Source organism: Streptomyces sp. NPDC051578 (assembly GCF_044454045.1).
Taxonomy (GTDB): Bacteria; Actinomycetota; Actinomycetes; order Streptomycetales; family Streptomycetaceae; genus Streptomyces.
This window is the reverse complement of the sequence record NZ_JBITDH010000001.1, coordinates 186,633-212,673: the sequence shown is the minus strand read 5'-3', so window position 1 is coordinate 212,673 and position 26,041 is coordinate 186,633. Positions and strand designations below refer to the sequence as shown.

Here is a 26,041-nt window from a genome sequence, read left to right as displayed (position 1 = left end):
GCGTGCCAACGAACAAGAAGAAGACCCAGGTGACCGCATCGCCCGAGCGGCGCCGTGAACTCCTCGACACCGCCGCGGAGGTCTTCGCCGCGCAGGGCTACAACGCCACCACCGTCCGCAAGATCGCCGACGCCGCCGGGATGCTCGCCGGCAGCCTCTACTACCACTTCGATTCCAAGGAATCGATGGTGGACGAGATCCTCTCGGCGTTCCTGAACGAGCTGTGGCAGGGCTACGACACCGTCCTCGCCGCCGGCCTCGGGCCCCGGGAGACCATCGAGGCCCTCGTCACCGAATCCTTCCGCGAGATCGACCGGCACCGCGCCGCCGTCGCGATCTACCAGAAGGAGTCCCGCCACCTCTCGGCGCAGCCCCGCTTCCACTACCTGTCCGACTCCCAGCGCAAGTTCGAGGAGGCCTGGCTGGGCACGCTGGAGCGCGGGGTCGCCGACGGGGTCTTCCGCGCCGACCTGGACATCCGCCTGACCTACCGCTTCGTGCGCGACACGGTGTGGGTCGCGGCCTCCTGGTACCGGCCCGGCGGACAGCACAGCCCCGAGGAGATCGCCCGCCAGTACCTGTCGATGGTGCTGGACGGGATCGCCCTGCGAACCTGACCCGACCCCGAGGAGTCCCGATGCCCGAGGCCTACATAGTCGACGCGGTACGCACGCCCGTGGGGCGGCGCGGGGGAGGCCTGTCGGCCGTCCACCCCGCCGACCTCGGCGCGCACGTCCTGCGGGCCCTGATGGAACGGTCCGGGGTGGACCCGGCGGCGGTCGAGGACGTGGTCTTCGGCTGCCTCGACACGGTCGGCCCCCAGGCGGGCGACATCGCCCGGACGGCGTGGCTCGCGGCAGGCCTGCCCGAGGAGGTCCCCGGAGTCACCGTCGACCGGCAGTGCGGCTCCTCGCAGCAGGCGGTGCACTTCGCGGCCCAGGGAGTGCTCTCCGGAACCCAGGACCTGGTCGTCGCGGGCGGCACGCAGAACATGTCGATGATCCCGATCGCCTTCGCCTCCCGGCAGGCGGCGGAACCGCTCGGCCTCACCGAGGGCCCCTTCGCCGGCTCGGCGGGCTGGCGCGCGCGGTACGGGGACGCCCCGGTCAACCAGTTCCACGGCGCCGAGCTCATCGCCGCCGAATGGGGCATCTCACGCCGCGACATGGAGGAGTTCGCCCTCCGCTCCCACCAGCGGGCCGTGCGCGCCGCGGACGAGGGCCGCTTCGACCGGGAGATCGTCGCCTACGGCGACGTGAGCGCCGACGAGGGGCCGCGCCGCGACACCACCTCGGAGAAGATGGCGGCCCTCAGGCCCGTCGTGGAGGGCGGCACCATCACCGCGGCCGTCTCCTCCCAGGTCTCCGACGGCGCCGCCGCGATGCTGCTCGCCTCCGAGCGGGCGGTATCCGAACACGGGCTGCGCCCGCGGGCCCGCATCCACCACCTGTCGGCGCGGGGTGAGGACCCCATCCGCATGCTGTCCGCGCCGATCCCCGCGACCGCGTACGCGCTGGGGAAGACCGGGCTGTCACTGGACGACATCGACCTGGTGGAGATCAACGAGGCGTTCGCCCCCGTGGTCCTCGCCTGGCTCAAGGAGACGGGGGCCGACCCCGGCCGGGTCAACGTCAACGGGGGCGCCATCGCCCTCGGCCATCCGCTCGGGGCGACGGGCGTGCGGCTCATGACCACCCTCCTGCACGAGCTGGAGCGCACCGGCGGCCGCTACGGCCTCCAGACCATGTGCGAGGGCGGCGGCCAGGCCAACGTCACCGTCATCGAGCGCCTGTAGGGGCGCCCGGGACGCCGGGGACACGGCTCACATCATGGTGTTGACCGTCCCCGGCCCCCGTGTGCTAGCTTTGGACGCGTTGCAGTTGTGGTACCCATGAAACTTATGTGCGCCTGACGGGAATGCTCCGACAGGCGCTTTTGTTTTTTACCGGGATCTCCGGATGGGGCCCTTGCCGCCTATTCAGGAGATTCAAAATGGCACTTGGCACCGTGAAGTGGTTCAACTCGGAAAAGGGCTTCGGCTTCATCGAGCAGGACGGTGGCGGCCCGGACGTCTTCGCCCACTACTCGAACATCGCCACCCAGGGCTTCCGTGAGCTCACCGAGGGCCAGCGCGTGTCCTTCGACGTCACCCAGGGCCAGAAGGGCCCCCAGGCGGAGAACATCCTCCCCGCCTAATTTTCTCAGCATGCCGGGGTCCGCACCGCGAGGTGCGGGCCCCGGCTTGTCTGCTGTTTCGACCTTTGTTTTACCTGCCGGTTTCAGGAGGGCTTTCTCGCATGACCAGCTCCAGCTCCGCACGCCCCAGCCGCCGTCCCGCCCGGGGCCGAGGAGCGGCCCAGGGACGTCCGAAGGCTGGTGCGGGACGGCAGAAGTCCGCCCCCGCCGCCAGGCCCCAAGAATTCACCATGCCCGAACCGCTGACGCCGGCGCTGCCGCCGGTCGCCGCGTTCGAGGACATGGACATGCCTGAGGCGCTGCTGAAGACCCTCGCCGCCCAGGGCGTCACCGAACCCTTCCCGATCCAGGCCGCGACCCTGCCGAACTCCCTCGCCGGACGCGACCTGCTCGGCCGGGGCCGCACCGGCTCGGGCAAGACGCTGGCCTTCGGCCTGGCGCTGCTCGCCCGCACCGCCGGCCGCCGCGCGCAGCCCAAGGCGCCGCTCGCGCTGGTCCTCGTACCGACCCGTGAGCTGGCGCAGCAGGTCACCGACGCGCTGGCGCCGTACGCCACCGCCGTCAACCTGCGCATCGCCACCGTCGTCGGCGGCATGTCGATCAACCGGCAGTCCGGCGCCCTGCGGCGCGGCGCCGAGGTGCTCGTCGCCACCCCCGGCCGGCTCAAGGACCTCATCGAGCGGGGCGACGCGATCCTCGACGATGTCGCGATCACGGTCCTCGACGAGGCCGACCAGATGACCGACATGGGCTTCATGCCGCAGGTGACCGCGCTGCTCAAGCAGGTCCGCCCCGACGGCCAGACCATGCTGTTCTCCGCGACGCTGGACAAGAACATCGACAAGCTCGTCAAGATGTTCCTGACCGATCCGGTCGGCCACTCCGTCGACCCGTCGGCCGGCGCCGTCACCACGATGGAACACCACGTCCTGTACGTCATGGACGAAACCGACAAGAAGGCCGTGGCGACGCGCATAGCCGCCCGCGACGGCCGGGTGATCATGTTCGTGGACACCAAGCGGGGTGTCGACCGCATGGTCAAGAAGCTGCTGGCCGACGGCGTCCGCGCCTCCGGCCTGCACGGCGGCCGCTCCCAGCCGCAGCGCAACCGGACCCTGGACTGGTTCAAGACGGGCGAGGTCACCGCGCTCGTCGCCACCAACGTGGCCGCGCGCGGCATCCACATCGACGACCTGGACCTCGTCGTCAACGTGGACCCGCCCACCGACCACAAGGACTACCTGCACCGCGGCGGCCGTACCGCCCGCGCCGGTGAGTCCGGCAGCGTCGTCACCCTGGTCCTGCCCGACCAGAAGCGCGACATGACCCGCCTGATGTCGGACGCCGGGATCTCCCCGCGCACGGCGCAGATCAAGTCCTCCGACGAGGAACTGTCCCGCCTGACCGGCGCCAAGACGCCGTCCGGCGTCCCCGTGGTGCTGGAGGTGCCGCAGCCCGCGCAGCCCAAGGCGCGCTCCGGCTCGGGCCGCCGCTCGGGCGGGCCGCGCACGGGTTCCGCCGCGGGCGCCGCTGCGTCCGCCGGTGGCGGCCGCGGCCGCCGCTCCGGTGGGGCCGGAGCCGGGCAGGCCCCCGCCGCCGGTACGGGCCAGGCCCGCCGTGGCCAGGCGGCCGGTCAGGGCTCCGGCTCGGGCGAGCGCGGCCGGCGGACCGGTGGCGGCGGCGCCTCCGGCGGTGCGGCGGCGGCTTCGGCGCGCAGCCGCGTCGGTGGCGCGGGCCAGGGCCGGCGCCGGTCGGCCTGACCCGGGCGGAAGTACCCCGCTACGCCGGGCGGCGCGCAGTGTGCGCGCCGCCCGGCGTAGTCGTTCCTACGACCGGACCAGCCTCGCCTGCAGCTTCGCCAGGGTCCGCAGGTCCAGGCCGAGGCCGTCGGTGAGGTAGCCGTAGAAGCCGCCGTAGTCCGCCTCCATCCGGGCGGTCGCGGCGTCCAGGTAGTCCTGCCGGACCTCCTGGAGCGGGATCAGCAGGTCCGGGTCCTGCATCCGGCCCGACTGCTTGAGGGCCGCCCGCACCTGCGCGTCGTAGGCCGCCCGGAAGGTGTTCGAGGCCAGGTAGTCCTGCCCGGCGCCGGTCTCGGGGACGCCGAGCGCGCGCAGCAGCACGTAACTCACCCATCCCGTCCGGTCCTTGCCGGACGTGCAGTGGTACAGCAGCGGTCCGCTTCCGTCCGCGATCTCCCGCAGCGTCGTCGCGAACTGCGCCCGGTTCTCGGGGCTGGTCACGAAGGTGCGGTAGATGTCGCGCATGTAGGCCTCGGCGCGGCCGCCGCCGAGCATCCGCTCCTGTTCGGCGGGGTCGCCGCTGGAGATGGCGGTGAGCAGGGTCGCGTACAGGCCGAGGTCGCTCACCGGGCGCGAGGTGGGGGTGAGCCCCGCGGGCAGCCGGTCGGCGCCGTCGTACCGGACCTCCAGCGGGATGCGGAAGTCGACGGCCTTGGTGAGGCCGAGGCCGGAGACGGTGGTGAGGTCCGCGGCGGTGAGCTTGTTGAGCGCGTCGGAGCGGTAGACCAGCCCCTGGCGGACCCGGCCGCCGGTGTAGGTGCGGTAGCCGCCGAGGTCACGGAAGTCGACCGCGCCCTGGAGGGGTATCTGACGGATCGTTTCGGCCGCCGTCCGGTGCTGCGCGGCGCGGACGGGCACCTGCGGAGCGGCGGACGCGGTGGTGAGGGCGCACGCCGTGGTGACGGCGAGGGCGGCGGCGAGCACCGCCGTCACCCGGCGGATACGGACACGACTCATCTGGGCGGCTCCCTGAAGGAGGAGGAAGGCGGAGACCCTGGTGGGGGGTCACCCTGGAGGGGGCAGGGCTGCGGACGCGTGCAGTCGTACGAGTACGGCCTGTGCCTCGGCCATGACCCGGCCGACGAGTTCCGCGCAGGAGGGGAGGTCCTCGATCACCCCCGCGACCTGCCCGGACGCCATGACGCCGAGGTCCGTGCGGCCCTCGACCATGGACGCCTTGAGGAGCATCGGGGTGTTCGCGGCGAGCAGGACCTGGCTCCAGGACAGGTCCTTGCCGTGCTTCATCGCCAGCCCGTCCCGCAGCATCCGCGACCACGACAGCCCCGACAGCTTGCGGAATCCGGCCGCGTGCCGCACCGCCCGGGCCAGCGCCCGGGCGCGGCCGGCCCGCTCCAGCGCATCGACCAGCTCGCTGCGCAGCATCCGGTGCGGCAGCCCGTCGACGGCCGTGGTGACGGTGACGTCCTTGACGCTCGCCTTGAGGTACTCGGCCTTGACGGCGTCGGGGACGGTGGAATCGGAGGTGAGCAGGAAGCGGGTGCCCATCGCGATGCCCGCCGCCCCGTACGCGAGGGCCGCGACCAGGCCCCGGCCGTCGTGGAAGCCGCCCGCCGCGACCACCGGGACGTCCACGGCGTCGACCACCTGCGGCAGCAGCACGGTCGTGGCCACCTCGCCGGTGTGCCCGCCTCCCTCGCCGCCCTGCACGATCACCGCGTCCGCCCCCCACGCCGCGACCTTCTCCGCGTGCCGACGGGCCCCGACCGAGGGGATGACGACCACCCCCGCGTCCTTGAGCCGGACGATCAGCTCCCGGGACGGCGCGAGTGCGAAGGACGCGACCCGCACCCCCTCGTCGATGATCAGCCGCGCCCGCTCGGCGGCGTCACCGGCGTCCGCGCGCAGATTGACCCCGAACGGCGCGTCCGTACGGGACTTCACCTCGCGGACCGCCGCCCGCAGCTGCTCCAGCGTCATCGTCGCCGACGCCAGGATCCCCAGCGCGCCCGCGTTCGCCGCCGCCGACACCAGCCGGGGGCCGGCCACCCACCCCATCCCGGTCTGCACGATCGGGTACCGGACCCCGACCAGCGCGGTCAATGCCGTATCCATCGCCTCAGACCCGCACTTCCCGGTCGCGCAGGCCCGCGGGATCGATCACCTCGCGGATCAGGCGCAGCTCCTCGGCGCTCGGCTCCCGCGTGTACGGGACGTCGTCCGGCACCGCCAGCGCGAAACCGGTGGCGTCCCGGACCTGGTCGACGGTGACCCCGGGGTGGAGGGAGGCCAGGCGCATCGAGCGGTCGGGGGTCTGGAAGTCGAAGACGCCGAGATCGCTGACGACGCGGGGCAGACGGTGGAAACGCGTCACCCCGGCCGCCTCGGCCCGGTCGTGGCCGACGCCGCTGACCATGTCGACGCGCTCCACGAAGACCCGCGCCGAGTGCCGCGGGATCCAGTAGCTGACCGGATTGTTCAGGGTGTTGACGGGCGCGCCGCGCACCCCCAGGAGCTGGCGGGCGGGCCGCTCCCAGTCCCCGATGCAGGAGATGTTCTGGTTGCCGTACCGGTCGATCTGGCCGGCGCCCATCATCACGTGCCGCTTGCCGCCGGTGACCATGGCGAGGTGGCGGCGGTACGGGAGCCAGCCCTCGACCGTGCCGTCGAGGCCGACGAGCATCGCCTCGCCGTCGGTGAGGAGCAGGTCGGGGCTGAAGGTCCGCTTCGCGAGGCGCGCGCCGACGGAAGGCACGAGGCCCATGGGGCTGGCGAGGACCTCACCGTCACCGCGCCAGGCCTCGGCGCAGGCGATCACGCAGTACTCGGCGCGGGTCGGCTCACTGGTCACCGCTGCTGCTCCTCGTGCCAGGCCTGGACGGCCGACTGGTAGGCGGACTCGTCCGGCCCCGACAGGAAGCGGGCCGCGAACTCGGGCCAGGGGGTGGACGCGTACAGCTTCTGGAAGGGCTCGTCGCGGCCGTAGTCGGGTACGCAGGAGGTGAAGTGCGCCCCGCTCGGGGCCTCCACGACGCCGGTGACGCTGTGTCGGCTGACGAGCAGCGACTGCGGGGGCCCCGACTTCGCGAGGTCGGCGCTCTCCACGAGCCGCTCGCAGGAGACGTACGCCGCGTCGGCCGCCTCGCAGAACAGGTCGTCGAAGTACGGGTCGGGACCCAGGTACTGGGCGTTGCCCGAACGGTCGGCGCGGTCCAGGTGGACCAGGGCGGCGTCCATGCGCAGGGCGGGGACGGCGACGAACTCCTCGCCGTCGGCGTACGGGGAGGTGACGGTCCGCAGCTCGGGGTTGACGCGCATCACGTCGGAGCCGAGGCCGGCGCGCACGGGCAGGAACGGCAGCCGGTTCGCCGCGGCGTGCAGGCCCCACATGAACATCGCCTCGTCCAGCTCGGTCAGCGCGAACGCACCGCCCTCGCGGGCGGCCCGGAAGTGCGGCTCCAGCGGGATCGAGTCGAGCGTGGCGAAGGGGGCCACGAGCCGCCGGATCCGCCCGGCCGCGGCCAGCAGCCCGACGTCCGGGCCGCCGTACGAGACGACGGTGAGACCGGTGATCCCGGAGCGGAGCAGTGCCCGCACCAGCGCCATGGGCTTGCGCCGCGAGCCCCAGCCGCCGATGCCGATCGTCATCCCGCTGCGCAGCCGCCCCACCACGTCCTCGGGGGTCATCGACTTGTCGGTCATGCGTCCCGCTCCTTCCCGAAGGAGTCGCGGACCCGGTCGGCGACCCCGCTGAGATTGGCCTCGAAGGTGAACCCCTGCTCGAAGCGGTAGCTGCGCCGCACGTCGACGGGGTCGATGCCGTTGATGGCCGCCTTGGCCAGCCGGATCAAGTAGCCGTCCTTGCGGGCGATCTCCGCCGCCAGCTCCAGAGCGGCGCCGCGGACCTCCGCGCGCGGGACCACCTTCCACACCGAGCCGTGGGCGTGCAGTTCGGCCGCGGTCGCGGCGCGGGAGGTGTAGTACAGGGCCCGCATCAGGTGCTGGGGGACCAGGCGGGCCAGATGGGTGGCGGCGCCGAGCGCCCCCCGGTCCAGCTCGGGCAGGCCGAAAGTGGCGTCGTCGGAGGCGACGATCGCGTCCGCGTTCCCGGCCAGGCCGATCCCGCCGCCCAGGCAGAAGCCGTGCACGGCGGCCACCACCGGCACCTCGCACTCGTAGACGGCGGCGAAGGCCTCGTAGCAGCCGCGGTTCGCGCCGATGAGGGAGCCGTGGCCGCTGTCGCGCTGCATCTCCTTGATGTCGACGCCGGCGTTGAAGCCGCGGCCTTCGGCGGCGAGGACGACGCAGCGGACGGCGGGGTCGCGGCCGGCCGCGCGCAGGCCGTCGGCGAGCTCGTACCAGCCGCTCACGGGGAGGGCGTTGACCGGCGGGAAGTCGACGGTGACCAGTGCGATGCCCTTGTCGGGGCTGGAGGTGGAGACACCCATGGGCGGATCAGCTACCTTTCCACCAAACATTTGTTAGGTGAGGAAGGTAGCAGCCGATGGAGCTCAAGGGGAGGGTGGTCGTCGTCACCGGCGGAACCCGGGGCGTCGGCGCGGGCATCGCGCGTTCGTTCCTCGCGGCGGGCGCGCAGGTGGTCGTCTGCGCGCGCCGGCCACCGCGGCAGCCGGTCGGGGAGGACGGTCGGCAGGCCGTCTTCACCGCCGTCGACCTGCGCGAACCCGCCGCCGTCCAGGAGCTGTTCGAGGCGGTCGCCCAGCGGTACGGGCGCCTGGACTGCCTGGTCAACAACGCGGGCGGAACCCCGTACCGGCTGCTGGGGGAGGGGGAGGCGCAGCGCCACGCCCGGGTCGTCGAGCTGAACCTCCTCGGCCCCATGACGGCTTCGCTCACCGCCTACCCGTGGCTGCGCGAGTCCCGCGGGTCGGTCGTGATGATCGGCAGCGTCAGCGGTACCCGGCCCTCGCCGGGCACGGCCGCCTACGGGGCGGCGAAGGCGGGGCTGGAGAACCTGGCCCGCTCCATGGCCGTCGAATGGGCGCCCGAGGTACGGGTCAACTCGCTGGTCCCCGGCATGGTGCGGACCGAGCTCGCCCACCTGCACTACGGGGACGAGGCGGGCGTCCGGGCGGTCGCCGCGACCGTTCCGCTCGGGCGGCTGGCGGAACCCTCCGACATCGGGGCGGCGGCGGTGTTCCTGGCCTCCGACCGGGCGGCGTACGTGAGCGGGGCGAGCCTGCTGGTGCACGGAGGCGGGGAGCGGCCCGCCTTTCTCGACGCGGCAACTGTCAACAAGGAGGACTGAGATGGGGCTTGCCGAAGGACGCGTGGTCATCGTGACGGGCGCGGGCCGGGGGCTGGGCCGCGCCCACGCGCTGGCCTTCGCGCAGGAAGGGGCTCGGGTCGTCGTCAACGACCTCGGCGTGGGACTCGACGGGCTCCCCGGCCCCGACAGCCCGGCCGCCCGAGTGGCGGCGGAGATCGAGGCGGCGGGAGGACGGGCCGTCGCGCACGGCGGGGACATCGCCACGGGCGAGGGCGCGGCGTCCCTGGTCGAGTGCGCACTCGAGGCGTTCGGCCGCCTGGACACGCTGGTCAACAACGCCGGGTTCCTGCGCGACCGGATGCTGGTGAACCTGGACGAGGACGACTGGGACGCGGTGGTCCGGGTCCACCTGAAAGGCCACTTCCTGCCGCTCAAGCACGCGGCGGCGCACTGGCGGGCCGAGGCGAAGGCGGGACGGGCGGTCGCGGCGCGGGTGGTCAACACCTCCTCGGGCGCGGGGCTGCTGGGCTCGGTCGGCCAGGGGAACTACAGCGCCGCCAAGGCGGGGATCCTGGCGCTGACCCTGGTCGCGGCGGCGGAGATGGGCCGCTACGGGGTCCAGGTCAACGCGATCGCGCCGGCCGCGCGGACCCGGATGACGGAACGGACCTTCGCCGATGCCATGGCGGCGCCCGGCGAGGGCGGCTTCGACGCGATGGCCCCGGAGAACGTGTCGCCGCTGGTGGTGTGGCTGGGCTCGGGAGCCTCGGAGGGGGTGACGGGGCGCGTCTTCGAGGCGGAGGGCGGCCGGATCACCGTGATGGAGGGCTGGCGGCCCGGCCCGACGGCCGAGCGCGCCGCGCGCTGGACCCCGGCGGAGGCGGGCGAGGCGGCGGCGAAGCTCCTGGCGCGGTCCCGGGCGCCGGGCGCGGTCTACGGGGCGGGGCAGTAGCGGCCCCGGGAGTCGGGGCCGCCGGGTGCTCCCGGTGGGCGGACCGGCCGGCAGGGGGCCGGCGCGTCAGGGCGGGGGATTCGGGGCCGGGGATGCGGGGGCCGGGAGCGCCGGCTCCCCGGGCCTCTCGCAGGGCCGGGGCGGCTCCCCGGGCCTCTCGCGGGGCCGGGGCGGTGGACGCGCCCCGGGCCCGGCCCCCTGGCGAGGGGTCGGGTCCGGAGGCTTCGCGCGTGCGTTGCGGTATGACTACCCGCTCCGCACGCGCGCTGAACCATCCCGGGCCCGACTTCCCGTCCGCGACGCTGTGATGACGTCGATTCACCTGTACGAGACCCCCCCCGCACCTTCGCGGCCGGCTGGTGCGGTTCGAGGCCGCATCCTCCCTCCTGACGGCCCGGCCCGGCCGTACCGGCCCTCGCCCGCTCAGGTGTCGACATCGAGCTCCGTGCGGCACAGTCCGCACCGCGCGGTGAGCCGGCCGCGCCCGGCCGGGAGCCGGAGCCGCTGGGCACAGACCGGGCAGGGGAAGTCGACCCGCAGGGCGCCGCCCCGGCCCTCGAAGCGGTAGGCGGCCCCCGGCGCGGCCCCCCCGGTCCGGCGACGGTGGGCGTAACGGCGGCGCTCCGCCCAGGGAGCGGCCGCCAGCGGGGGCAGGCGGTGGTCCCGGTCGGCGAGCGCGCGGCCGCGCACGTAGGCCTCGTAGGCCTGGGGACTGGTGAACCAGGTGGACAGGTCCTCGCCGAGCAGGCGGCCGCGCTTGGCGAGGACATAGCCGAACTCCTCGGGGGTGAGGTAGCCGAGCTTCTGGTGGGTGAGGGCGTCCTCGCGGTAGGCGTCGAGCAGCAGCCAGCCCGCCCCGAGGTAGGCGGCCGCGGTGTCGGTGAGGATCTCGTTCTCGGCGGTGGTGGGGAAGGCCAGGTCCAGGCGGTGCAGCAGGACGTGGGCGGCCTCGTGGGCGAGGGCGGCCGCCAGGTCGCGGCGATGGGTGCGAAAGCGCTCGTTCACCTCGACGAAGTACTCGGGTCCGGCCGTCAGCTCGACGGAGGCCGCCTCCGTCATCGCCCGGAAGGCGACCACCATCCGGGCGTCGGGCAGCCGAAGGGCGCGCACCACGGCGGAGGCCACGCGGTGCGCCCCGAGGTAGAGGTCTTCGTCGTCGGCGAAGGCCGCCTCGGCGGGGGCGAGGCTCGCCCCGTACGCGAGGATCCCCTCGTAGGAGAGGCGCCGGAACAGCGCCGTGATCGCCTTGCGCACCGTATCCAGATGGGGGAATCCGTGCGCGACGGGGCTGTTGTGCCTGCCGTTCTGCGTCATGGCGCCCTCCTGGCCGCAATCACGGCAGCACCTCGCGGACGTTGTCCGAAAACGCCTTCTTGTTGCCCGGGCGTCGGCGTTGTGTCATGACGGGGTGTCATGAACGCGTCATCACCCGTGACGCGTACGGCCCAACCCCCCACGAAAGGCAGTGTGTCGACTGTGTCCACCCTTGCCACCCTCCTCAAGCGCGCCCTGGCCGTCGGCGCCGTCGCCCTCGCGGCCGTCAGCCTCCAGCCTGGCTCCGCCACCGCCTCACCGGCCCCCGTCGTCGGTGGAACGCGGGCCGCACAGGGCGAGTTCCCGTTCATGGTCCGCCTCTCCATGGGCTGCGGCGGCGCCCTCTACACCCGGCAGATCGTCCTCACCGCGGCCCACTGCGTGAACGGCTCCGGCAACAACACCTCCATCACCGCCACCGCCGGGGTCGTCGACCTCAACAGCTCCAGCGCCATCAAGGTCAAGTCCACCAAGGTCCTCCAGGCCCCCGGCTACAACGGCTCCGGCAAGGACTGGGCGCTCATCAAGCTCGCCAAGCTCATCGACCTGCCCACCCTCAAGATCGCCGACACGAAGGCCTACGACAACGGCACCTTCACCATCGCCGGCTGGGGCGCGGCCCGCGAAGGCGGCGGCCAGCAGCGGTACCTGCTCAAGGCCACCGTCCCCTTCGTCTCCGACGCCGCCTGCCAGAGCGCGTACGGCAGCGACCTCGTGCCCGGCGACGAGATCTGCGCCGGCTACGACCAGGGCGGCGTCGACACCTGCCAGGGCGACTCCGGCGGCCCGATGTTCCGCCGCGACGACACCAACGCATGGATCCAGGTCGGCATAGTCAGCTGGGGCGAGGGCTGCGCCCGGCCCGGCTACCCCGGCGTCTACTCGGAGGTCTCCACCTTCGCCGCCGACATCAGGGCCGCGGCCGCCGGCCTCTGACCACCCCCGCCCCGGCCTCCACGGCCCCCGGGCCCGGAAGGCTGGGGCGACCCGCCCGCACCGTGACCGACCGCCCCCCCATGCCGTGACCGCCCGCGCCGCAACCGCCCGCCGTACCGTCGCCGCCGACACGGGCACCCGGTCACCGCCCGTACCCGGACCGTCACGACGCCCGGCCCGCCGCTGCCCGGCCGCCCCTCCCGGGTCGTCTCACTGTCCGGCCGACCAGGCCGCAGGCCTTCCGCGCCACGTATTCTCGGGGACCATGAACACCAGCTACCCCGACGAGCCCGACGTCACCGCCGGCGCGGCGACCGGCGAGGACGTCACCGCCGAACTGGCCCGCCTCAGGGACAGCATCGACAACATCGACGCGGCCGTGGTCCACATGCTCGCCGAGCGCTTCAAGTGCACCCAGCAGGTCGGCCACCTCAAGGCCCGCCACCAGCTGCCCCCCGCGGACCCGAGCCGCGAGGCCCGCCAGATCGCCCGCCTGCGCCAGCTCGCCGAGAACGCGAAACTCGACCCGGCCTTCGCGGAGAAACTCCTCAACTTCATCATCGCCGAGGTCATCCGCCACCACGAGACGATCGCTGCGGGCGAAGAGTAGACCCCTGGGGCCCGGCCGCCGCATCCGGCAGCATGGGCCCCATGTCCTCCGCACTGACGCGCGACGAAGCGCAGCTCCGAGCCCAGCTCCTCGACGTCCACCACTACGCCGTCACCCTCGACCTCACCACCGGCGACGAGACCTTCGACTCCGCGACCGTCATCCGGTTCAGCGCCCGCACCCCCGGTGACACGTTCCTGGAACTGAAACCGGAGGAACTGCGCTCCGTCGAGCTCGACGGCCGGCCCCTCGACCCCGCCGCCCTCGACGGCAGCCGCCTCCCGCTGACCGGCCTCGCCGAAGGCCCCCACGAACTGCGCGTCGAGGCCCGCATGCGCTACTCCCGCACCGGCGAGGGCCTGCACCGCTTCACCGACCCCGAGGACGGGGAGACGTACGTCTACACCCAGATGTTCATGGACGACGTCCAGCGCGTCTTCCCGGCCTTCGACCAGCCCGACCTCAAGGCCGTCTTCGAGTTCACCGTCACCGCGCCCTCCCACTGGTACGTCCTCGCCAACGGCGTCACCACCCGCACCGGCGACCGCGACCGCGACGGCGCCGGCATCTGGACCTCCGCCCCCACCCCCGTCATCTCCACCTACCTCGCCGCCGTCGCCGCCGGTCCCTGGCACAGCGTCCGCACCGACCATGCCGGACTGCCCTTCGCCATCCACTGCCGGCGCTCCCTGGCCCCCCACCTCGACGCGGACGCCGAGGAGATCCTCTCCGTCACCAAGGACTGCTTCGACCGCTACCACGAGAAGTTCGCCGAACCGTACCCCTTCGACTCCTACGACCAGGCCTTCGTCCCCGAATTCAACGCGGGCGCCATGGAGAACCCCGGCCTCGTCACCTTCCGCGACGAATTCATCTTCCGCTCCGCCGTCACCGACACCGAACGCCAGCGCCGCGCCATGGTCATCGCGCACGAGATGGCCCACATGTGGTTCGGCGACCTCGTCACCCTGCGCTGGTGGGACGACATCTGGCTGAACGAGTCCTTCGCCGAGTACATGGGCTACCAGACCCTCGTCGAAGCCACCCGCTTCACCGGCACCTGGACCGAGTTCGGCATGGAACGCAAGCCCTGGGGCTACGACGCCGACCAGCGGCCCTCCACCCACCCCGTCGCCCCCGACGCCGTCCCCGACACCGCCTCCGCCCTTCTCAACTTCGACGGCATCTCCTACGCCAAGGGCGCCTCCGCACTGCGCCAGCTCGTCGCCTGGCTCGGCGAGAAGGACTTCCTCGCCGGCATCAACACCCACTTCACCCGCCACAAGTTCGCCAACGCCTCCCTCGCAGACTTCGTCGACTCCCTCGCCGCCCACACCGAACGCGACGTCCACGCCTGGGCCGACGTGTGGCTGCGCACCACCGGCGTCGACACCCTCAGCCCCCGCATCGAGGAGAACGCCTCCGGCTGGACCCTCACCGTCGACCACCACGGCAGCCGCCCCCACCACATCGGCGTCGGCCTCTACGACCGCGTACCGGGCCGCCGCGCACTCGAACCGCGCGAGCGCCTCCACATCGACGTCCCCACCGACGAGGTCCTCTCCGTCAGCGGCCCCCGCCCCGCCCTGCTCCTCCTCAACGACGGCGACCTCGGCTACGCCAAGATCCGCCTCGACGCCACCTCCGTCGAAACGGCCCTGCGCGGCCTGTCCGCCCTCCCCGACCCGCTCACCCGCGCCGTCGTGTGGAACTCCCTGCGCGACATGGTCCGCGACGGCGAACTCGAACCGGCCGCATACCTGGAGACCGCCCGCGCACACCTGCCCGACGAGCAGGACCTCGCCGTCGTCCAGGGCGTACTCGCCTTCGCCCGCACCCACATCGCCGCCCGCTACGTCGCCCCCGCGCAACGCCCCGCCGCCCTCGCCACCATCACCGACACCGCCCGCGCCCTGCTGCGCCGCACCGAGGACGGCTCCGACCCCGGCCTGCGCCTGGCCGCCGTACGCGTCCACATCGACAGCGCCACCCAGCCCGACACCCTCGCCGGCTGGCTCGCCGACGGCACCGTGCCCGGCGGACCCGAACTCGACCCCGAACTGCGCTGGCGCATCCTGGCCCGGCTCGCCGTGCTCGGCGCCATCGGCGAGGGCGACATCGCCGCCGCCCTCTCCGCCGACCCCACCGCAACCGGCGAGGAAGGCGCCGCCCGCTGCCGCGCCGCACTGCCGTACCCCGAAGCCAAGGAAGCCGCCTGGAACCGGCTCTTCCACGACGACACCCTGTCCAACTACCTGTTCAGCGCCACCGCCCAGGGCTTCTGGCAGCCCGAACAGGCCGACCTCGTCCAGGACTACGTCCCGCGCTACTACCCCGCGGCGATGGCCGTCGCCGCCCGCCGCGGACCGGCCATCGGCGACGCCGCCGGCCGCTGGGCCTTCCCCGCCCACGCCGTCGACGAGGACAACCTGCGCGCCGGGCGCGCCTGCCTGGAAGACCCCGAACTCATCCCCCTGCTGCGGCGCAGGCTCGTCGACCAGCTCGACGACCTCGCCCGCGCCCTGCGCGTACGCACCGCGGGCTGACGCACCACCGCCACCGCCGCCGCCACCGCCCCGCGCGGCAGGGCCGCCGGTCGAACACCCGGCCGTACACCCCACCCGTGCGGGGCAATCCGACGCACCCCGGCGGTTACCCCATTCGGGGCTGATCGTTGTGCTGGGCGGGGACGAGGCTGTCCCCGCCCAGCCACGGTTCGAAGGACAACCCGATGACCAGCCCGCCCGGCACCCCGCCGCCCCCGCCCCCGCTCGCCGGCGGTCCCGGCGGCGCCGACGCCCTGCGGCCCCTCCTCGACACCGTCCTCGACGCCCTGCGCACCGGAGCAGAAGAACGCGGCGGACCCCTGCCCGCCGGCGGCCCCGCCGCCGTCACCGCCCGCGTCCGAGCCGCACTCGGCGACGTACTGCCCGCCCACGGCACCGGCGACCACGAAGCCCTGCGCACCCTCGTCCACACCCTCACCGCCGGCGCCGCGGACCCCGCCGACCCCCTGTGCGCCGCGCACCTGCACTGCCCGCCGCTGGCCGTCGCCGCAGCCGCCGACCTCGCCGCGAGCGCCCTCAACCCCTCCCTCGACTCCTGGGACCAGGCCCCCGCCGCCTCCGCCGTCGAAGCGCTCCTCACCCGCACCCTCGCCACCGAGTTCTACGACACCCCCCACGCCGACGCCCTCGTCACCACCGGCGGCACCGAAGCCAACCAGCTCGCCCTCCTCCTGGCCCGCGAACGCCACGGACCCCGCCTCACCGTCCTGCACGGAACCAACGCCCACCACTCCGTCCCCCGCTCCGCATGGCTCCTCGGCCTGCCCCCCGCCATCGCCCTGCCCACCCCCACCGGGACGCTCGACCCCGACCGCGTCGCCGAGGCCCTCCACCGCACCACCGGGCCCGTCCTCGTCGCCGCCACCGCCGGCACCACCGACGCCGGCCTCATCGACCCCCTCGGCCCCCTCGCCGACCTCTGCCACCAGCACGGCGCCGACCTCCACATCGACGCCGCCTACGGGGGCCTCCTCGCCCTCAGCCCCCGACACCGCGCCAAGGTCGAAGGCCTCTCCCGCGCCCACTCCCTCACCCTCGACCTGCACAAACTCGGCTGGCAACCCGTCGCCGCAGGACTCCTCGCCGTCCCCGACACCGCCCTGCTGGCCCCCCTCGCCCACCAGGCCGACTACCTCAACGCCACCGACGACACCGAAGCCGGCCTGCCCGACCTCCTCGGCCGCTCCCTGCGCACCACCCGCCGCCCCGACGCCCTCAAGATCGCCACCACCCTGCGCTCACTCGGCCGCGACGGACTCGCCCACCTCATCGACCTCACCTGCGCCGCAGCCCACCGGCTCGCCGAACTCCTCGACGCCCACCCCGGCTTCGAACTCCACGCGCACCCCACCATCAGCACGGTCCTCTTCCGCCCCACCCCCACGGACGACGACCAGCTCGCGGCGCTACGCCGCACCCTCCTCCTCGACGGCAGCGCCGTACTCGGCCGCGCCACCGCCGACGGCCGCCTCTGGCTCAAAGCCACCCTCCTCAACCCCCACACCACGCAGCGGGACCTGCAAGCCCTCGTCACCCTCCTGGCCCCGACCACCTCCCGGAAGGCAGCACCCACCGATGACCGCGCAGCCCGAAGCACCCCATGACCTCGTAGGAATCGGCATCGGCCCCTTCAACCTCTCCCTCGCCGCCCTCGCCCAGGGCCTGCCCCGGCAGGGAACCGGCGAACTCGCCACCGCCTTCTACGACCAGCGCCGCGACTTCCGCTGGCACCCCGGACTCCTCATCGACGGAGCCACCCTTCAAGTCCCCTTCCTCGCCGACCTCGTCACCCTCGCCGACCCCACCAGCCCCTGGAGCTTCCTCAACTACCTCCGGCACAAGGAACGCATGTTCCCGTTCTACTTCGCCGAGCGGTTCCACATCCAACGCGCCGAATACGACGCCTACTGCCGCTGGGTAGCCGGCCGCCTCCCCGGCCTCCACTTCGGCCACCAGGTCGACGCCGTCCGCTGGAACCCCGAACGCGACCTCTTCGAAGTCGACTTCACCCAACTCGACGCCGACGGAGAAGCCGAGGCCCTCGGCCGCACCTACACCCGAAACCTCGCCCTCGGCATCGGCACCGCCCCCCACGTCCCCGAACCCCTGCGCCCCCTCGCCCAAGCCCCCACCGTCCCCGTCATCCACTCCTGCGACTACCTCGACAACCGCGAACGCATCCTCGGCGCCGAACACGTCACCGTCATCGGATCAGGCCAGTCCGGAGCCGAGGTCTTCCTCGACCTGCTCCGCGCCCGCCCCGCCGGCCGCGAACGCCTCACCTGGCTCGCCCGCACCCCGTCCTTCGCGCCCATGGAGTACTCCAAGCTCGGCCTGGAACACTTCACCCCCGACTACACCCGCTACTTCCACGCCCTGCCCGAACCCGTCCGCGACCGGCTCGTCCCCGCCCAATGGCAACTCCACAAGGGCATCGACGCCGACACCATCGCCGCCATCCACGAAGAGCTCTACCGCCGCACCCTCGACGGCGGCTGGCCCGACGCCGTCCTCACCCCCGGAGTCAGCGTCCGCACGGCCGGCCGCGTCGCCACCACCAAGGTCGAACTCCACCTCGAACACACCCAGCAGGGCACCCGCTCACGCATCACCACCGACGCCGTCGTCCTCGCCACCGGCTACCGCGAACGCCCCCTCACCAGCCTCCTCGCCGGCCTCGACCCGTACCTGCGCAAGGACTCCTCCGGCCGCCCCCGCATCGACGACCGCTACCGGATGCTCCTCGACCCCAGCATCACCGGCAGCGTCTACATCCAGAACGGCGAACGCCACACCCACGGCGTCGGAGCCCCCGACCTCGGCCTCGCGGCCTGGCGCAGCGCCGCCATCCTGAACACCCTCACCGGCAAAGAGGCCTACCCGCAGCCCGCCCGCACCGCCTTCACCACCTTCGGCCTCGAACAGCGGGAACACGCCCGTCCGCACCCCGCGAGCGAACTGCTCCCGCTGGTCGAGCACCCCTGACGGCGGCCGAGGCCACACCGGCTACGCGAAGACCGGCACCCCGGCCCGCGTCAGCCGCCAGTCCACCGACGCGAACTGCGCCGGGTCGATCGTCCCCTTCGCCTTCACCCACTGGATGATCGTGTTGCGTATCTCCTCCGAGTTCGACCACAGCTGCCCGGCCTGCGGGACGTGCGGGAAGTTCCCCCCGCCCGAGGCCCGGTAGTTGTTCACCGCGAACACGAACCGCGCCGCAGGATCCAGCGGCTTGCCCTGGAACGACAAGCCCGTGATCCGCGACCCCACCGGCTGCGCGATGTCGATGTCGTACGTCAGCCCGTACACCGCGTCGTAGTTGTAGTCCGGAACGTTCTCGGAGTTCGTCAGCTTCGCCGGATCCACCACATCACCCGGAGCGGTCCGCACGTAGTACCGCGCCGAGTACTCGAGGTAGTCCTTCACCTGCGCACCCGTCAGCAGCCGCGCCTCCAGCGTGTTCTCGAACGGGTACAGCCCCGCCGCGTCCTTGATCGTCACCTGGCCGGCCGGGATCGACGCCGTCCGCGAGAAACACGACGCCTGGGACAGCACCGGCAGCGCCGCCCACTGCGTACCCGCCAGCGCCGCCTTCACCGTCTCCGCCTGCACGTGGTTGATCAGATCGATGATCGGGACGTCCTTCACCGGACCCTCCGCCGAGGACATCGCCTGCACCGACGTACCGATCACCTGGTTCACGTACGCGACGACCTTGCGGTGCTCGTCCGACAACAACCGCGTGATCTTCGGATCCTCCACCGCCGTGTTCGAGTCCAGCACCTGCGCCCCGACCTTCGCCACCGACCAGCGGCCCCGCTCCCACACCAGCTCGAAGTCGAACAGCGTCAGCCGCTGCCCCCACTTCAACGGCTCGGACAGCACCACGTCCTTGCCGGTCGCCTTGTTCTTCACCCGGTACTCGGGGATCTCCGTGTGCGCGTGACCCACCAGGATCGCGTCGATCCCCGGCACCTGCTCCGCCACCAGCCCGGCCGCGTTCTCGATGTACGGCAGCTGGTCCCCGTAGCTCGACGTACCGCTCGAACCCGAGTGCGCCGCCACGATCACGACATCGGCGCCCATCGAACGCAGCCGCGGCACGAACTTCGCCGCCTGCTCCTCCAGCCCGGGGAACGTCATCTTCCCCTGCACGTTCGCCTTGTCCCAGATCGCGATACCCGGATTCGTCAGCCCCAGGACCGCCACCTTCACATCCCGCCCGTGCGGGGTCCGCAACCGGTGCATGCTGTACGGCGGGAACGCCGGCTGCAACGTCTTCGCGTCCAGCGCGTTCGCCCCCAGCAACGGGAAACGGCACTGCTCCTGGAACTTGCGCAGCACCGGAATGCCGTAGTTGAACTCGTGGTTGCCCAGCGCCGCCGCGTCGTACCCGATCGCGTTCATCGCCTGCGCCATCGGATGCACCGGGCCCCGGCGCGCGGTGATCGGATCCACCTTCGCGTAGTAGTACGCGAGCTGCGTGCCCTGGATCGTGTCACCCGCGTCGATCAGCAGCGTGTTGCGACGGCCCTTCTGCGCCCGCACCCGCTCCACCAGCGTGGAGATCTTCGCGAGACCGACGTCGTTGTGGGCCTTGTCGTCGAACTCCTTGTCGGTGAAGTAGTCCCAGTTGAAGACGTTCCCGTGCAGATCGGTCGTCCCCATCACCGTGAACGTGTACGTACGCGGCCCGGGCTCGTTCCCCGGCTGCTGCGAGCTCACCGCGGCCGCGGCCGGGGTGCCCGCGGCCCCCGCCAGCGCCACGGCCGCACCCGTCGCAGCCGAAGTACCCAGAAATGTCCTGCGGTCGAACGCCATGCCATCTCCCCTGTCTGAGGCGTATACAACGCGCGTAGATTCTGACCCACGGGTAACAAGGCACAACACCCCCACCAGGTTTCGATCCGATGACCACACCCGTACGGGCGACAGTGCGAGAGTGAAACCATGACTCAGGACGCCACGCACCAGCCCTACGGAACCCCCGAAGTCCCGCGCGTCGCGGTCCGCGGCGAAGCCCGACTCGAAGTCGACCCCGAAATCGCCCGTATCGGCATCACCGTCGGCGCCCGCGGCACCGACCGCCGCACCGCGCTCGAAGACCTCACCCGCCGCAACAACGCCGTACTCGACCTCATCAAGAGCTACGGCGACCCCGTCGAAAAACTCGAAACGGGCTCCTTCTCCATCACCCCCGAACTCACCCGCCACGGCCGCGCCGACCGCGTCCGCGCCTACCACGGCCGCGTCAACATCACCGCCGAACTCAGCGACTTCACCACCCTCGGCGAACTCACCACCCGCCTCGCCGACCTCGAGCTCACCCGCGTCGACGGCCCCTGGTGGGCCCTGCGCCCCACCTCACCCGCCCACGGCCAGGCCCGCCGCCAGGCCGTACTCGAAGCCGTCCAGCGCGCCCGCGAATACGCCGAAGCCCTCGGCGCACGACTCGCCGCCCTCGTCGAACTCGCCGACCTCGGCGCCGAAGACGCCACCCCCTACGGCCTCCCCCCGGGTGCCGGCATGCGCACCATGGCCTACGGCGCCGCCGCCGAAGACGCCGGCGCGCCCCCTCTCGACCTCGAACCCCAGCGCCAGACCGTCTACGCCCAGGTGAACGCCCGCTTCACCATGACCCCGCCCCAGCTCTGAAACCCGCCCCACCGGTGTTCCGGGGGTGCTCATCAGAGCACCCCCACGCACATTCAACAAATGTCAACAACCTTTTGCCCAAAGGTTGTTGAGTGGACACCCGGAACCAATTTCCTACTCTCTGGTAGGGGCATACGCTCGCCTCATGCGCCGAGCAAAAATCGTTTGTACCCTGGGACCCGCCACCGACTCATACGACCAGATCAAAGCCCTGGTCGAAGCCGGAATGGACATCGCCCGATTCAACCTCAGCCACGGCACCTACGCCGAACACGAGGAGCGCTACCAGCGGGTGCGCAAGGCCTCCGACGAGACCGGCCGCAGCGTCGGCATCCTCGCCGACCTTCAAGGCCCGAAGATCCGACTCGGCCGCTTCCACGAAGGACCCGTACTCCTTGAACGCGGTGACGAATTCACCATCACCGTCGAAGACCACGAAGGCGACCGCCACACCTGCGGCACCACCTACAAGGGCCTCGCCGCGGACGTCACCACCGGCGAACGCATCCTCGTCGACGACGGCCGCGTCACCCTCCAGGTCACCGGCGTCGACGGACCCCGCGTCCACACCCTCGTCATCGAAGGCGGCATGGTCTCCGACCACAAGGGACTCAACCTCCCCGGCGTCGCGGTCTCCGTCCCCGCCCTCTCCGGGAAGGACATCGACGACCTCCGCTGGGCCCTGCGCGCAGGTGCCGACATCATCGCCCTCTCCTTCGTCCGCAGCGGCCGCGACATCGAGGACGTCCACCGCATCATGGACGAAGAAGGCCGCCGGCTCCCCGTCATCGCGAAGATCGAAAAGCCGCAGGCGGTGGAGAACATCGACGACATCGTCGCCGCCTTCGACGGCATCATGGTCGCCCGCGGCGACCTCGGCGTCGAAATGCCACTCGAACAAGTCCCGATCGTCCAAAAGCGCGCCGTCAAACTCGCCAAGCGCAACGCCAAGCCGGTCATCGTCGCCACCCAAATGCTCGACTCGATGATCGAAAACTCCCGGCCCACCCGCGCCGAGGCCTCCGACGTCGCCAACGCCATCATCGACGGAACCGACGCCGTCATGCTCTCCGGCGAAACCAGCGTCGGCAAACACCCCGTCGAAACCGTACGCACCATGGCCCGCATCGTCGAAGCCGCCGAAGAGGACATCCTCGCCAAGGGCCTCCCCCCGCTCACCGAACGCAACAAACCCCGCACCCAAGGCGGTGCCGTCGCCCGCGCCGCCGCCGAAATGGGCGACTTCCTCGGCGCCAAATTCCTCGTCGCCTTCACCCAGAGCGGCGACACCGTCCGCCGCCTCTCCCGCTACCGCTCACCCATCCCCCTCCTCGCCTTCACCCCCGACCCCGCCACCCGCTCCCAGCTCAACCTCACCTGGGGCGTCGAGACCTTCCTCGGACCGCACGTCGACTCCACCGACGCCATGGTCGACCAGGTCGAAGAAGAACTCCTGCGGATCGGACGCTGCGTACCCGGCGACATCGTCGTCATCACCGCCGGCTCACCCCCCGGCGTCACCGGCTCCACCAACCTCGTCCGCGTCCACCACATCGGCGACGCCGTCCGCTGACCCCGACCCACCGCGTCGGGCCCGTCCCGCCCGACGCGGCCGCGCCCCCCTGCCCCCCTCGGACCGCGAGCGGCGCCGCGGTCCTACCGTCGCCGGCACGGCGATCAAGGACCACCTCTAGGACGAGGCACAGACGACTCCACCTACGCCACCACCAGCAACACCCTCCGCCGCATGATCGCCAACCTGGACGGCAACAGCGGCCTCCCCTGGCCACCCGCCGCCCCGAACCCCGCTGTCAGACCCGGTCGCTACCGTCACACCATGGGCTTCACCAGCGCATGGGCCATCACCACCCACACCGACGACACCATCGCCGAACTCGCCCCACGGCTACTGCCCGCCATGCGAGCCGACAGCATCCACCCCGAAACCCGACGCCGCTGGCGGCGATGGCAGCGAACCCCGCTCCCCGACCACCACACCTGGTACGCCCCAGCCGGCAGCCCACAGGACACCGCGGTCGACTCGTTCCGCGAACTCACCGCCCCCGGCCGCCACGTCGATGCCGTCTGTGACGGCACCACCGACCCGGCGTTCTATGTCGTCGACGACGTCTGGGAAGGGCAAGACCACGCGGACATCTTCATCTCGGTCCACTCCAAGCAGTACCCGGTCGCCTCCCTCTTCCACGCCATCGGCCCCGCCCGCGCGGCCCTGCTTCCCGGCTGGTGCGGAAACTTCCTCCTCACCTCCACCCAGACCCGCCAGTTCCTCCCCGACGTGGAACGTGCCCTGTCCTTCAGCCCGGCCGAGCGGGCCCTCGCCGACACCCAGGACTGGCTGGACTACGCGGACCGCGAGGAGTCCGTCCTCGACGGCCCGCTCCGCGTCTGGCGCACGGCCGCCCGGACCGGCCGCGGCCTGTGCGGCGTGGCGGTCCACCTCGGCTAGGCCCTCTCCGCGCCGGGCCGGAAGGCGGCCCCCATCAGGGCCAGGCCCGGCGCCGGGCGCTCGGCGACGCACCGCATCCGCCGCCGGGGGCGGATCCTCCAGCAACGCCCGGATCGGCCCTAGTCGGTCTGCGGCCACTCCCAGCCGAGCTGCAAGAAGAGGCCGAGCCGATCGCTCACGGCGCGGATCTCGGAGATCTTGCCGTCCCGCACGCAGAGGACCCAGATCGCCTCGTTCTCGAAAGACCGGCCGGTCGGCTCGGGCATGCGGGGGTGTGCGCCGCCATTGACACCGCGCTGGGTGAGGCGGGCAACGACCCTCTCGCCGGCGGAGATCACTTCCTCCACGCGGATGGTGAGCGGATCGAACGCGGCGAGTTGCTGACGCAGACCCTCGAAGGCCGCCCCCGGCGAGTCGGCCTCACCATGGATGATCTTGTTGTGGTCCACGACGTCGTGCGCCATGAACTGAGGCAGGTCTTCGAGCCGACGCTCGCTCACCGCCTCGAAGAACCCCCGGACCACTTTCTCGTTGTCGCCCACCACGCCGGCCTCCCCCTGTTGATCATGGACTGGTGGCCGAAATCCTACCGCCATGACACGCCCACTCGGATAGCGCCCAACTGGCTACGTCTGCACGCTGATTGGCGAAACAGCCGACGGTCCGCGACCGTCTGCGAGGGGGTCCCGAAGCCGCAATCTGAACGAGCCGGCCCCGGTCTCGGCTGGGGTGCCACTTGCGCCGCACGGCCGCTTCGCGGCGTACGACACGATCACCATGCCTGGTACTTGGGCCCGATGTGCGCGTCCATCAGGGCCACGGAGGCCCTGCGGGCGACCGAGACGTTGAAGGGGTCACTGCCCCGGGCCAGGACGGTGTACCGCACGCCGACCTGGGTGAGGGTGTCCGTGCAGAGCCGACGGATGTCGTCGGACTTGTTGGTGAAGAAGTACCGCGGGTACTCGTACCGCTTGCCGTTGCGCAGGGTCCAGTTGGTGACCCGGCATCCGTCGGAGTGGATCAGCCCCCGGACGAACTCCCAGGGGTGGGCGTCGACGATCTCCTGCTGCCAGCCTTTCAGGAGGATCCGCCGCTCGTGCTTCTTGCCGGGCCCGTGCTGGGGGAACAGGCACGGCCAGTGCCGCCCGTAGCTGGTGACGGACACGTGCCCTTGCCGTTGCAGGAGGTAGGTCCCTGTCGCCGGGGCGGACGGCCGCGATCGCCGACCGGCACTGCTCTATGAGGCCCGGCCACGCATCCGCACAGGCGATCCGGAGGTGGTACCCGCCCCGCGGGTGGGGGCTGCCTTGCTGACGGAATTCAGACTGCGTCCGTCGGCGAGCAAGGAGAGGGCCCGCTCCCTCGTCATCAAGTCGTACATGTGACCGACGCTGACGTGCGCGTCCGGCCCGTGGGGGGTACTTTTGCGGACTTCGCCGATACGAGTGAAGGTCACGCGATTCTCGCGTGACCTTCGAAAGAAAGGAAAAGTGCCCCGGGTCGGACTCGAACCGACACTGAATGGGTTTTGAATCCATCGCCTGCTGCCAATTGGGCTACCGGGGCCCGACGAATCGAAGGTTATCCCCGACCCGCTGCGCCACCACCTTACCGCAGCTCGGTAGGCTCATGGGAGCTGTAATGCCCCGCAACGAGGAGCCACCCGTGACCGCCGAGCACGAGTCGACGCCCACGCCCGACGCCGACCAGTCGCACGTTCCGCCGCTGACGACCCGCGTCGTCATCGCCGAGGACGAGGCGCTCATCCGTCTCGACCTGAAAGAGATGCTCGAAGAGGAGGGGTACTCCGTCGTCGGTGAGGCCGGGGACGGGGCCGCGGCCGTCGAGCTGGCCCGGGAGCACCGGCCCGACCTGGTGATCCTCGACGTGAAGATGCCGGTCCTCGACGGGATCTCCGCGGCCGAGAAGATCGCGGAGGAGTCCATCGCGCCGGTCCTGATGCTGACCGCCTTCTCGCAGCGCGACCTCGTGGAGCGGGCCCGCGACGCCGGGGCGATGGCGTACCTGGTGAAGCCGTTCAGCAAGAGCGACGTCGTCCCGGCCATCGAGATGGCCGTCTCCCGTTTCGCCGAGTTGAAGGCGCTGGAGAAGGAGGTCGCGGACCTTTCGCTGCGCCTGGAGACCCGCAAGCTGGTGGACCGGGCGAAGAGCATCCTGCAGACCCAGTACGGGCTGAGCGAGCCGGCCGCGTTCCGGTGGATCCAGAAGACGTCCATGGACCGTCGCATGTCCATGCAGCAGGTCGCCGAGGCGGTCATCGAGGACGCCGAGGAGAAGAAGCAGAACGCCGCCAAGTAGGGGCGTGGAACGCGCGTGAGGCCCGCCACCGGGTGACG

General features: G+C 71.9%; 23 protein-coding genes, 1 tRNA gene and 1 pseudogene. 15 read left to right on the top strand and 10 right to left on the bottom strand.

Going from position 1 to position 26,041, the window contains the following annotated elements; all coding sequences use genetic code 11:
* Nucleotides 1-2: 2 nt before the first annotated feature.
* The 4 genes from ACIA6C_RS00980 to ACIA6C_RS00965 all read left to right on the top strand — a co-directional run bounded on the left by ACIA6C_RS00980 (nt 3) and on the right by ACIA6C_RS00965 (nt 3,956).
* Nucleotides 3-617, top strand: coding sequence for a TetR/AcrR family transcriptional regulator (locus tag ACIA6C_RS00980; protein WP_361135994.1), 615 nt, complete (start codon nt 3-5; stop codon nt 615-617).
* 20 nt (nt 618-637) lie between these two features.
* The gene (locus ACIA6C_RS00975) at nt 638-1,795 is read left to right on the top strand and encodes an acetyl-CoA C-acetyltransferase (protein ID WP_399271998.1); all 1,158 of its coding nucleotides are present in this window, start codon (nt 638-640) and stop codon (nt 1,793-1,795) included.
* A 197-nt stretch (nt 1,796-1,992) separates the two neighbouring features.
* Nucleotides 1,993-2,196, top strand: a complete 204-nt coding sequence (locus ACIA6C_RS00970; protein WP_008743912.1) for a cold-shock protein — start codon at nt 1,993-1,995, stop codon at nt 2,194-2,196.
* Between the two features lie 101 nt (nt 2,197-2,297).
* Nucleotides 2,298-3,956 carry a DEAD/DEAH box helicase gene (locus ACIA6C_RS00965; protein ID WP_399271996.1) on the top strand — a complete coding sequence of 553 codons (1,659 nt, stop codon included), beginning with the start codon at nt 2,298-2,300 and terminating at the stop codon, nt 3,954-3,956.
* A gap of 66 nt (nt 3,957-4,022) precedes the next feature.
* Here the strand turns inward: ACIA6C_RS00965 and ACIA6C_RS00960 are convergent, their stop codons facing one another.
* The 5 genes from ACIA6C_RS00960 to ACIA6C_RS00940 are packed head-to-tail and all read right to left on the bottom strand — an operon-like array spanning nt 4,023 to nt 8,401.
* On the bottom strand, nt 4,023-4,952 hold the full coding sequence (locus ACIA6C_RS00960; RefSeq protein ID WP_399271994.1) for a tyrosine-protein phosphatase: 930 nt from the start codon (nt 4,950-4,952) through the stop codon (nt 4,023-4,025).
* Between the two features lie 48 nt (nt 4,953-5,000).
* Nucleotides 5,001-6,068, bottom strand: a complete 1,068-nt coding sequence (locus tag ACIA6C_RS00955) for an NAD(P)H-dependent flavin oxidoreductase (protein ID WP_399271992.1) — start codon at nt 6,066-6,068, stop codon at nt 5,001-5,003.
* Between the two features lie 4 nt (nt 6,069-6,072).
* The gene (locus ACIA6C_RS00950) at nt 6,073-6,804 is read right to left on the bottom strand and encodes a CoA-transferase (RefSeq protein ID WP_361136009.1); all 732 of its coding nucleotides are present in this window, start codon (nt 6,802-6,804) and stop codon (nt 6,073-6,075) included.
* On the bottom strand, nt 6,801-7,655 hold the full coding sequence (locus ACIA6C_RS00945; protein WP_399271990.1) for a CoA transferase subunit A: 855 nt from the start codon (nt 7,653-7,655) through the stop codon (nt 6,801-6,803). Before ACIA6C_RS00945 ends, ACIA6C_RS00950 begins: the two co-directional genes overlap by 4 nt.
* Complete coding sequence (locus tag ACIA6C_RS00940; protein WP_399271988.1) at nt 7,652-8,401, bottom strand: enoyl-CoA hydratase family protein; 750 nt, start codon at nt 8,399-8,401, stop codon at nt 7,652-7,654. Before ACIA6C_RS00940 ends, ACIA6C_RS00945 begins: the two co-directional genes overlap by 4 nt.
* 56 nt (nt 8,402-8,457) lie before the next feature.
* Here ACIA6C_RS00940 and ACIA6C_RS00935 point away from each other — a divergent pair, with 56 nt between their 5' ends.
* Both ACIA6C_RS00935 and ACIA6C_RS00930 read left to right on the top strand, forming a co-directional pair.
* Nucleotides 8,458-9,222, top strand: a complete 765-nt coding sequence (locus ACIA6C_RS00935) for an SDR family oxidoreductase (protein WP_399271986.1) — start codon at nt 8,458-8,460, stop codon at nt 9,220-9,222.
* A gap of 1 nt (nt 9,223) precedes the next feature.
* Nucleotides 9,224-10,135, top strand: coding sequence for an SDR family oxidoreductase (locus ACIA6C_RS00930; protein ID WP_399271984.1), 912 nt, complete (start codon nt 9,224-9,226; stop codon nt 10,133-10,135).
* A 423-nt stretch (nt 10,136-10,558) separates the two neighbouring features.
* On the opposite strand, the gene ACIA6C_RS00925 is transcribed toward ACIA6C_RS00930, so the two are convergent.
* Nucleotides 10,559-11,449: a hypothetical protein gene (locus ACIA6C_RS00925; RefSeq protein ID WP_399271982.1), complete on the bottom strand. Its 891-nt coding sequence runs from the start codon at nt 11,447-11,449 to the stop codon at nt 10,559-10,561.
* A 153-nt stretch (nt 11,450-11,602) separates the two neighbouring features.
* Between ACIA6C_RS00925 and ACIA6C_RS00920 the strand changes: the two genes are divergently transcribed.
* From ACIA6C_RS00920 to ACIA6C_RS00900, 5 genes are all read left to right on the top strand, one after another.
* Nucleotides 11,603-12,385, top strand: coding sequence for a serine protease (locus ACIA6C_RS00920; protein WP_399271980.1), 783 nt, complete (start codon nt 11,603-11,605; stop codon nt 12,383-12,385).
* 265 nt (nt 12,386-12,650) lie between these two features.
* The gene (locus ACIA6C_RS00915) at nt 12,651-12,995 is read left to right on the top strand and encodes a chorismate mutase (protein WP_361136029.1); all 345 of its coding nucleotides are present in this window, start codon (nt 12,651-12,653) and stop codon (nt 12,993-12,995) included.
* Nucleotides 12,996-13,027: 32 nt separating this feature from the next.
* Nucleotides 13,028-15,541, top strand: a complete 2,514-nt coding sequence (gene pepN, locus ACIA6C_RS00910) for an aminopeptidase N (RefSeq protein ID WP_399271977.1) — start codon at nt 13,028-13,030, stop codon at nt 15,539-15,541.
* A 185-nt stretch (nt 15,542-15,726) separates the two neighbouring features.
* Nucleotides 15,727-17,166, top strand: coding sequence for a pyridoxal phosphate-dependent decarboxylase family protein (locus tag ACIA6C_RS00905; protein WP_399271975.1), 1,440 nt, complete (start codon nt 15,727-15,729; stop codon nt 17,164-17,166).
* The gene (locus ACIA6C_RS00900) at nt 17,138-18,547 is read left to right on the top strand and encodes a lysine N(6)-hydroxylase/L-ornithine N(5)-oxygenase family protein (protein WP_399271973.1); all 1,410 of its coding nucleotides are present in this window, start codon (nt 17,138-17,140) and stop codon (nt 18,545-18,547) included. Before ACIA6C_RS00905 ends, ACIA6C_RS00900 begins: the two co-directional genes overlap by 29 nt.
* Nucleotides 18,548-18,568: 21 nt before the next feature.
* On the opposite strand, the gene ACIA6C_RS00895 is transcribed toward ACIA6C_RS00900, so the two are convergent.
* A complete protein-coding gene (locus ACIA6C_RS00895) occupies nt 18,569-20,383 on the bottom strand; it encodes a bifunctional metallophosphatase/5'-nucleotidase (RefSeq protein ID WP_399271971.1) in 1,815 nt (604 codons plus the stop codon).
* 129 nt (nt 20,384-20,512) lie between these two features.
* Here ACIA6C_RS00895 and ACIA6C_RS00890 point away from each other — a divergent pair, with 129 nt between their 5' ends.
* The 3 genes from ACIA6C_RS00890 to ACIA6C_RS00880 all read left to right on the top strand — a co-directional run bounded on the left by ACIA6C_RS00890 (nt 20,513) and on the right by ACIA6C_RS00880 (nt 23,684).
* Entirely contained in the window at nt 20,513-21,217 is a 705-nt protein-coding gene (locus ACIA6C_RS00890) for an SIMPL domain-containing protein (RefSeq protein ID WP_361136043.1), read from the top strand.
* A gap of 145 nt (nt 21,218-21,362) precedes the next feature.
* Nucleotides 21,363-22,790 (top strand): pyruvate kinase, encoded by a 1,428-nt coding sequence (gene pyk, locus ACIA6C_RS00885; RefSeq protein ID WP_361136046.1) that lies wholly within the window; start codon nt 21,363-21,365, stop codon nt 22,788-22,790.
* Nucleotides 22,791-22,964: 174 nt separating this feature from the next.
* The gene (locus ACIA6C_RS00880; RefSeq protein WP_399271968.1) at nt 22,965-23,684 is read left to right on the top strand and encodes a hypothetical protein; all 720 of its coding nucleotides are present in this window, start codon (nt 22,965-22,967) and stop codon (nt 23,682-23,684) included.
* A gap of 119 nt (nt 23,685-23,803) precedes the next feature.
* Here ACIA6C_RS00880 and ACIA6C_RS00875 read toward each other — a convergent pair whose 3' ends face one another.
* From ACIA6C_RS00875 to ACIA6C_RS00865, 3 genes and pseudogenes are all read right to left on the bottom strand, one after another.
* Complete coding sequence (locus tag ACIA6C_RS00875) at nt 23,804-24,229, bottom strand: ester cyclase (RefSeq protein ID WP_399271966.1); 426 nt, start codon at nt 24,227-24,229, stop codon at nt 23,804-23,806.
* Between the two features lie 227 nt (nt 24,230-24,456).
* Nucleotides 24,457-25,065 (bottom strand): annotated as a pseudogene (locus ACIA6C_RS00870) (transcriptional regulator).
* Nucleotides 25,066-25,175: 110 nt separating this feature from the next.
* Nucleotides 25,176-25,250: transfer RNA gene (locus tag ACIA6C_RS00865), tRNA-Leu, on the bottom strand.
* A 75-nt stretch (nt 25,251-25,325) separates the two neighbouring features.
* Here ACIA6C_RS00865 and ACIA6C_RS00860 point away from each other — a divergent pair.
* Nucleotides 25,326-26,003, top strand: a complete 678-nt coding sequence (locus tag ACIA6C_RS00860) for a response regulator (RefSeq protein WP_366080362.1) — start codon at nt 25,326-25,328, stop codon at nt 26,001-26,003.
* The last annotated feature ends 38 nt before the right edge of the window (nt 26,004-26,041 follow it).

Bases quoted from the DNA above. Each gene is read 5' to 3' on its own strand.
- ACIA6C_RS00975 (WP_399271998.1), top strand. From the start codon at position 638: ATGCCCGAGGCCTACATAGTCGACGCGGTACGCACGCCCGTGGGGCGG.
- ACIA6C_RS00970 (WP_008743912.1), top strand. From the start codon at position 1,993: ATGGCACTTGGCACCGTGAAGTGGTTCAACTCGGAAAAGGGCTTCGGC.
- ACIA6C_RS00965 (WP_399271996.1), top strand. From the start codon at position 2,298: ATGACCAGCTCCAGCTCCGCACGCCCCAGCCGCCGTCCCGCCCGGGGC.
- ACIA6C_RS00960 (WP_399271994.1), bottom strand. From the start codon at position 4,952: ATGAGTCGTGTCCGTATCCGCCGGGTGACGGCGGTGCTCGCCGCCGCC.
- ACIA6C_RS00955 (WP_399271992.1), bottom strand. From the start codon at position 6,068: ATGGATACGGCATTGACCGCGCTGGTCGGGGTCCGGTACCCGATCGTG.
- ACIA6C_RS00945 (WP_399271990.1), bottom strand. From the start codon at position 7,655: ATGACCGACAAGTCGATGACCCCCGAGGACGTGGTGGGGCGGCTGCGC.
- ACIA6C_RS00940 (WP_399271988.1), bottom strand. From the start codon at position 8,401: ATGGGTGTCTCCACCTCCAGCCCCGACAAGGGCATCGCACTGGTCACC.
- ACIA6C_RS00935 (WP_399271986.1), top strand. From the start codon at position 8,458: ATGGAGCTCAAGGGGAGGGTGGTCGTCGTCACCGGCGGAACCCGGGGC.
- ACIA6C_RS00930 (WP_399271984.1), top strand. From the start codon at position 9,224: ATGGGGCTTGCCGAAGGACGCGTGGTCATCGTGACGGGCGCGGGCCGG.
- ACIA6C_RS00925 (WP_399271982.1), bottom strand. From the start codon at position 11,449: ATGACGCAGAACGGCAGGCACAACAGCCCCGTCGCGCACGGATTCCCC.
- ACIA6C_RS00915 (WP_361136029.1), top strand. From the start codon at position 12,651: ATGAACACCAGCTACCCCGACGAGCCCGACGTCACCGCCGGCGCGGCG.
- pepN (WP_399271977.1), top strand. From the start codon at position 13,028: ATGGGCCCCATGTCCTCCGCACTGACGCGCGACGAAGCGCAGCTCCGA.
- ACIA6C_RS00905 (WP_399271975.1), top strand. From the start codon at position 15,727: ATGACCAGCCCGCCCGGCACCCCGCCGCCCCCGCCCCCGCTCGCCGGC.
- ACIA6C_RS00900 (WP_399271973.1), top strand. From the start codon at position 17,138: ATGACCGCGCAGCCCGAAGCACCCCATGACCTCGTAGGAATCGGCATC.
- ACIA6C_RS00895 (WP_399271971.1), bottom strand. From the start codon at position 20,383: ATGGCGTTCGACCGCAGGACATTTCTGGGTACTTCGGCTGCGACGGGT.
- ACIA6C_RS00890 (WP_361136043.1), top strand. From the start codon at position 20,513: ATGACTCAGGACGCCACGCACCAGCCCTACGGAACCCCCGAAGTCCCG.
- pyk (WP_361136046.1), top strand. From the start codon at position 21,363: ATGCGCCGAGCAAAAATCGTTTGTACCCTGGGACCCGCCACCGACTCA.
- ACIA6C_RS00880 (WP_399271968.1), top strand. From the start codon at position 22,965: ATGATCGCCAACCTGGACGGCAACAGCGGCCTCCCCTGGCCACCCGCC.
- ACIA6C_RS00860 (WP_366080362.1), top strand. From the start codon at position 25,326: ATGCCCCGCAACGAGGAGCCACCCGTGACCGCCGAGCACGAGTCGACG.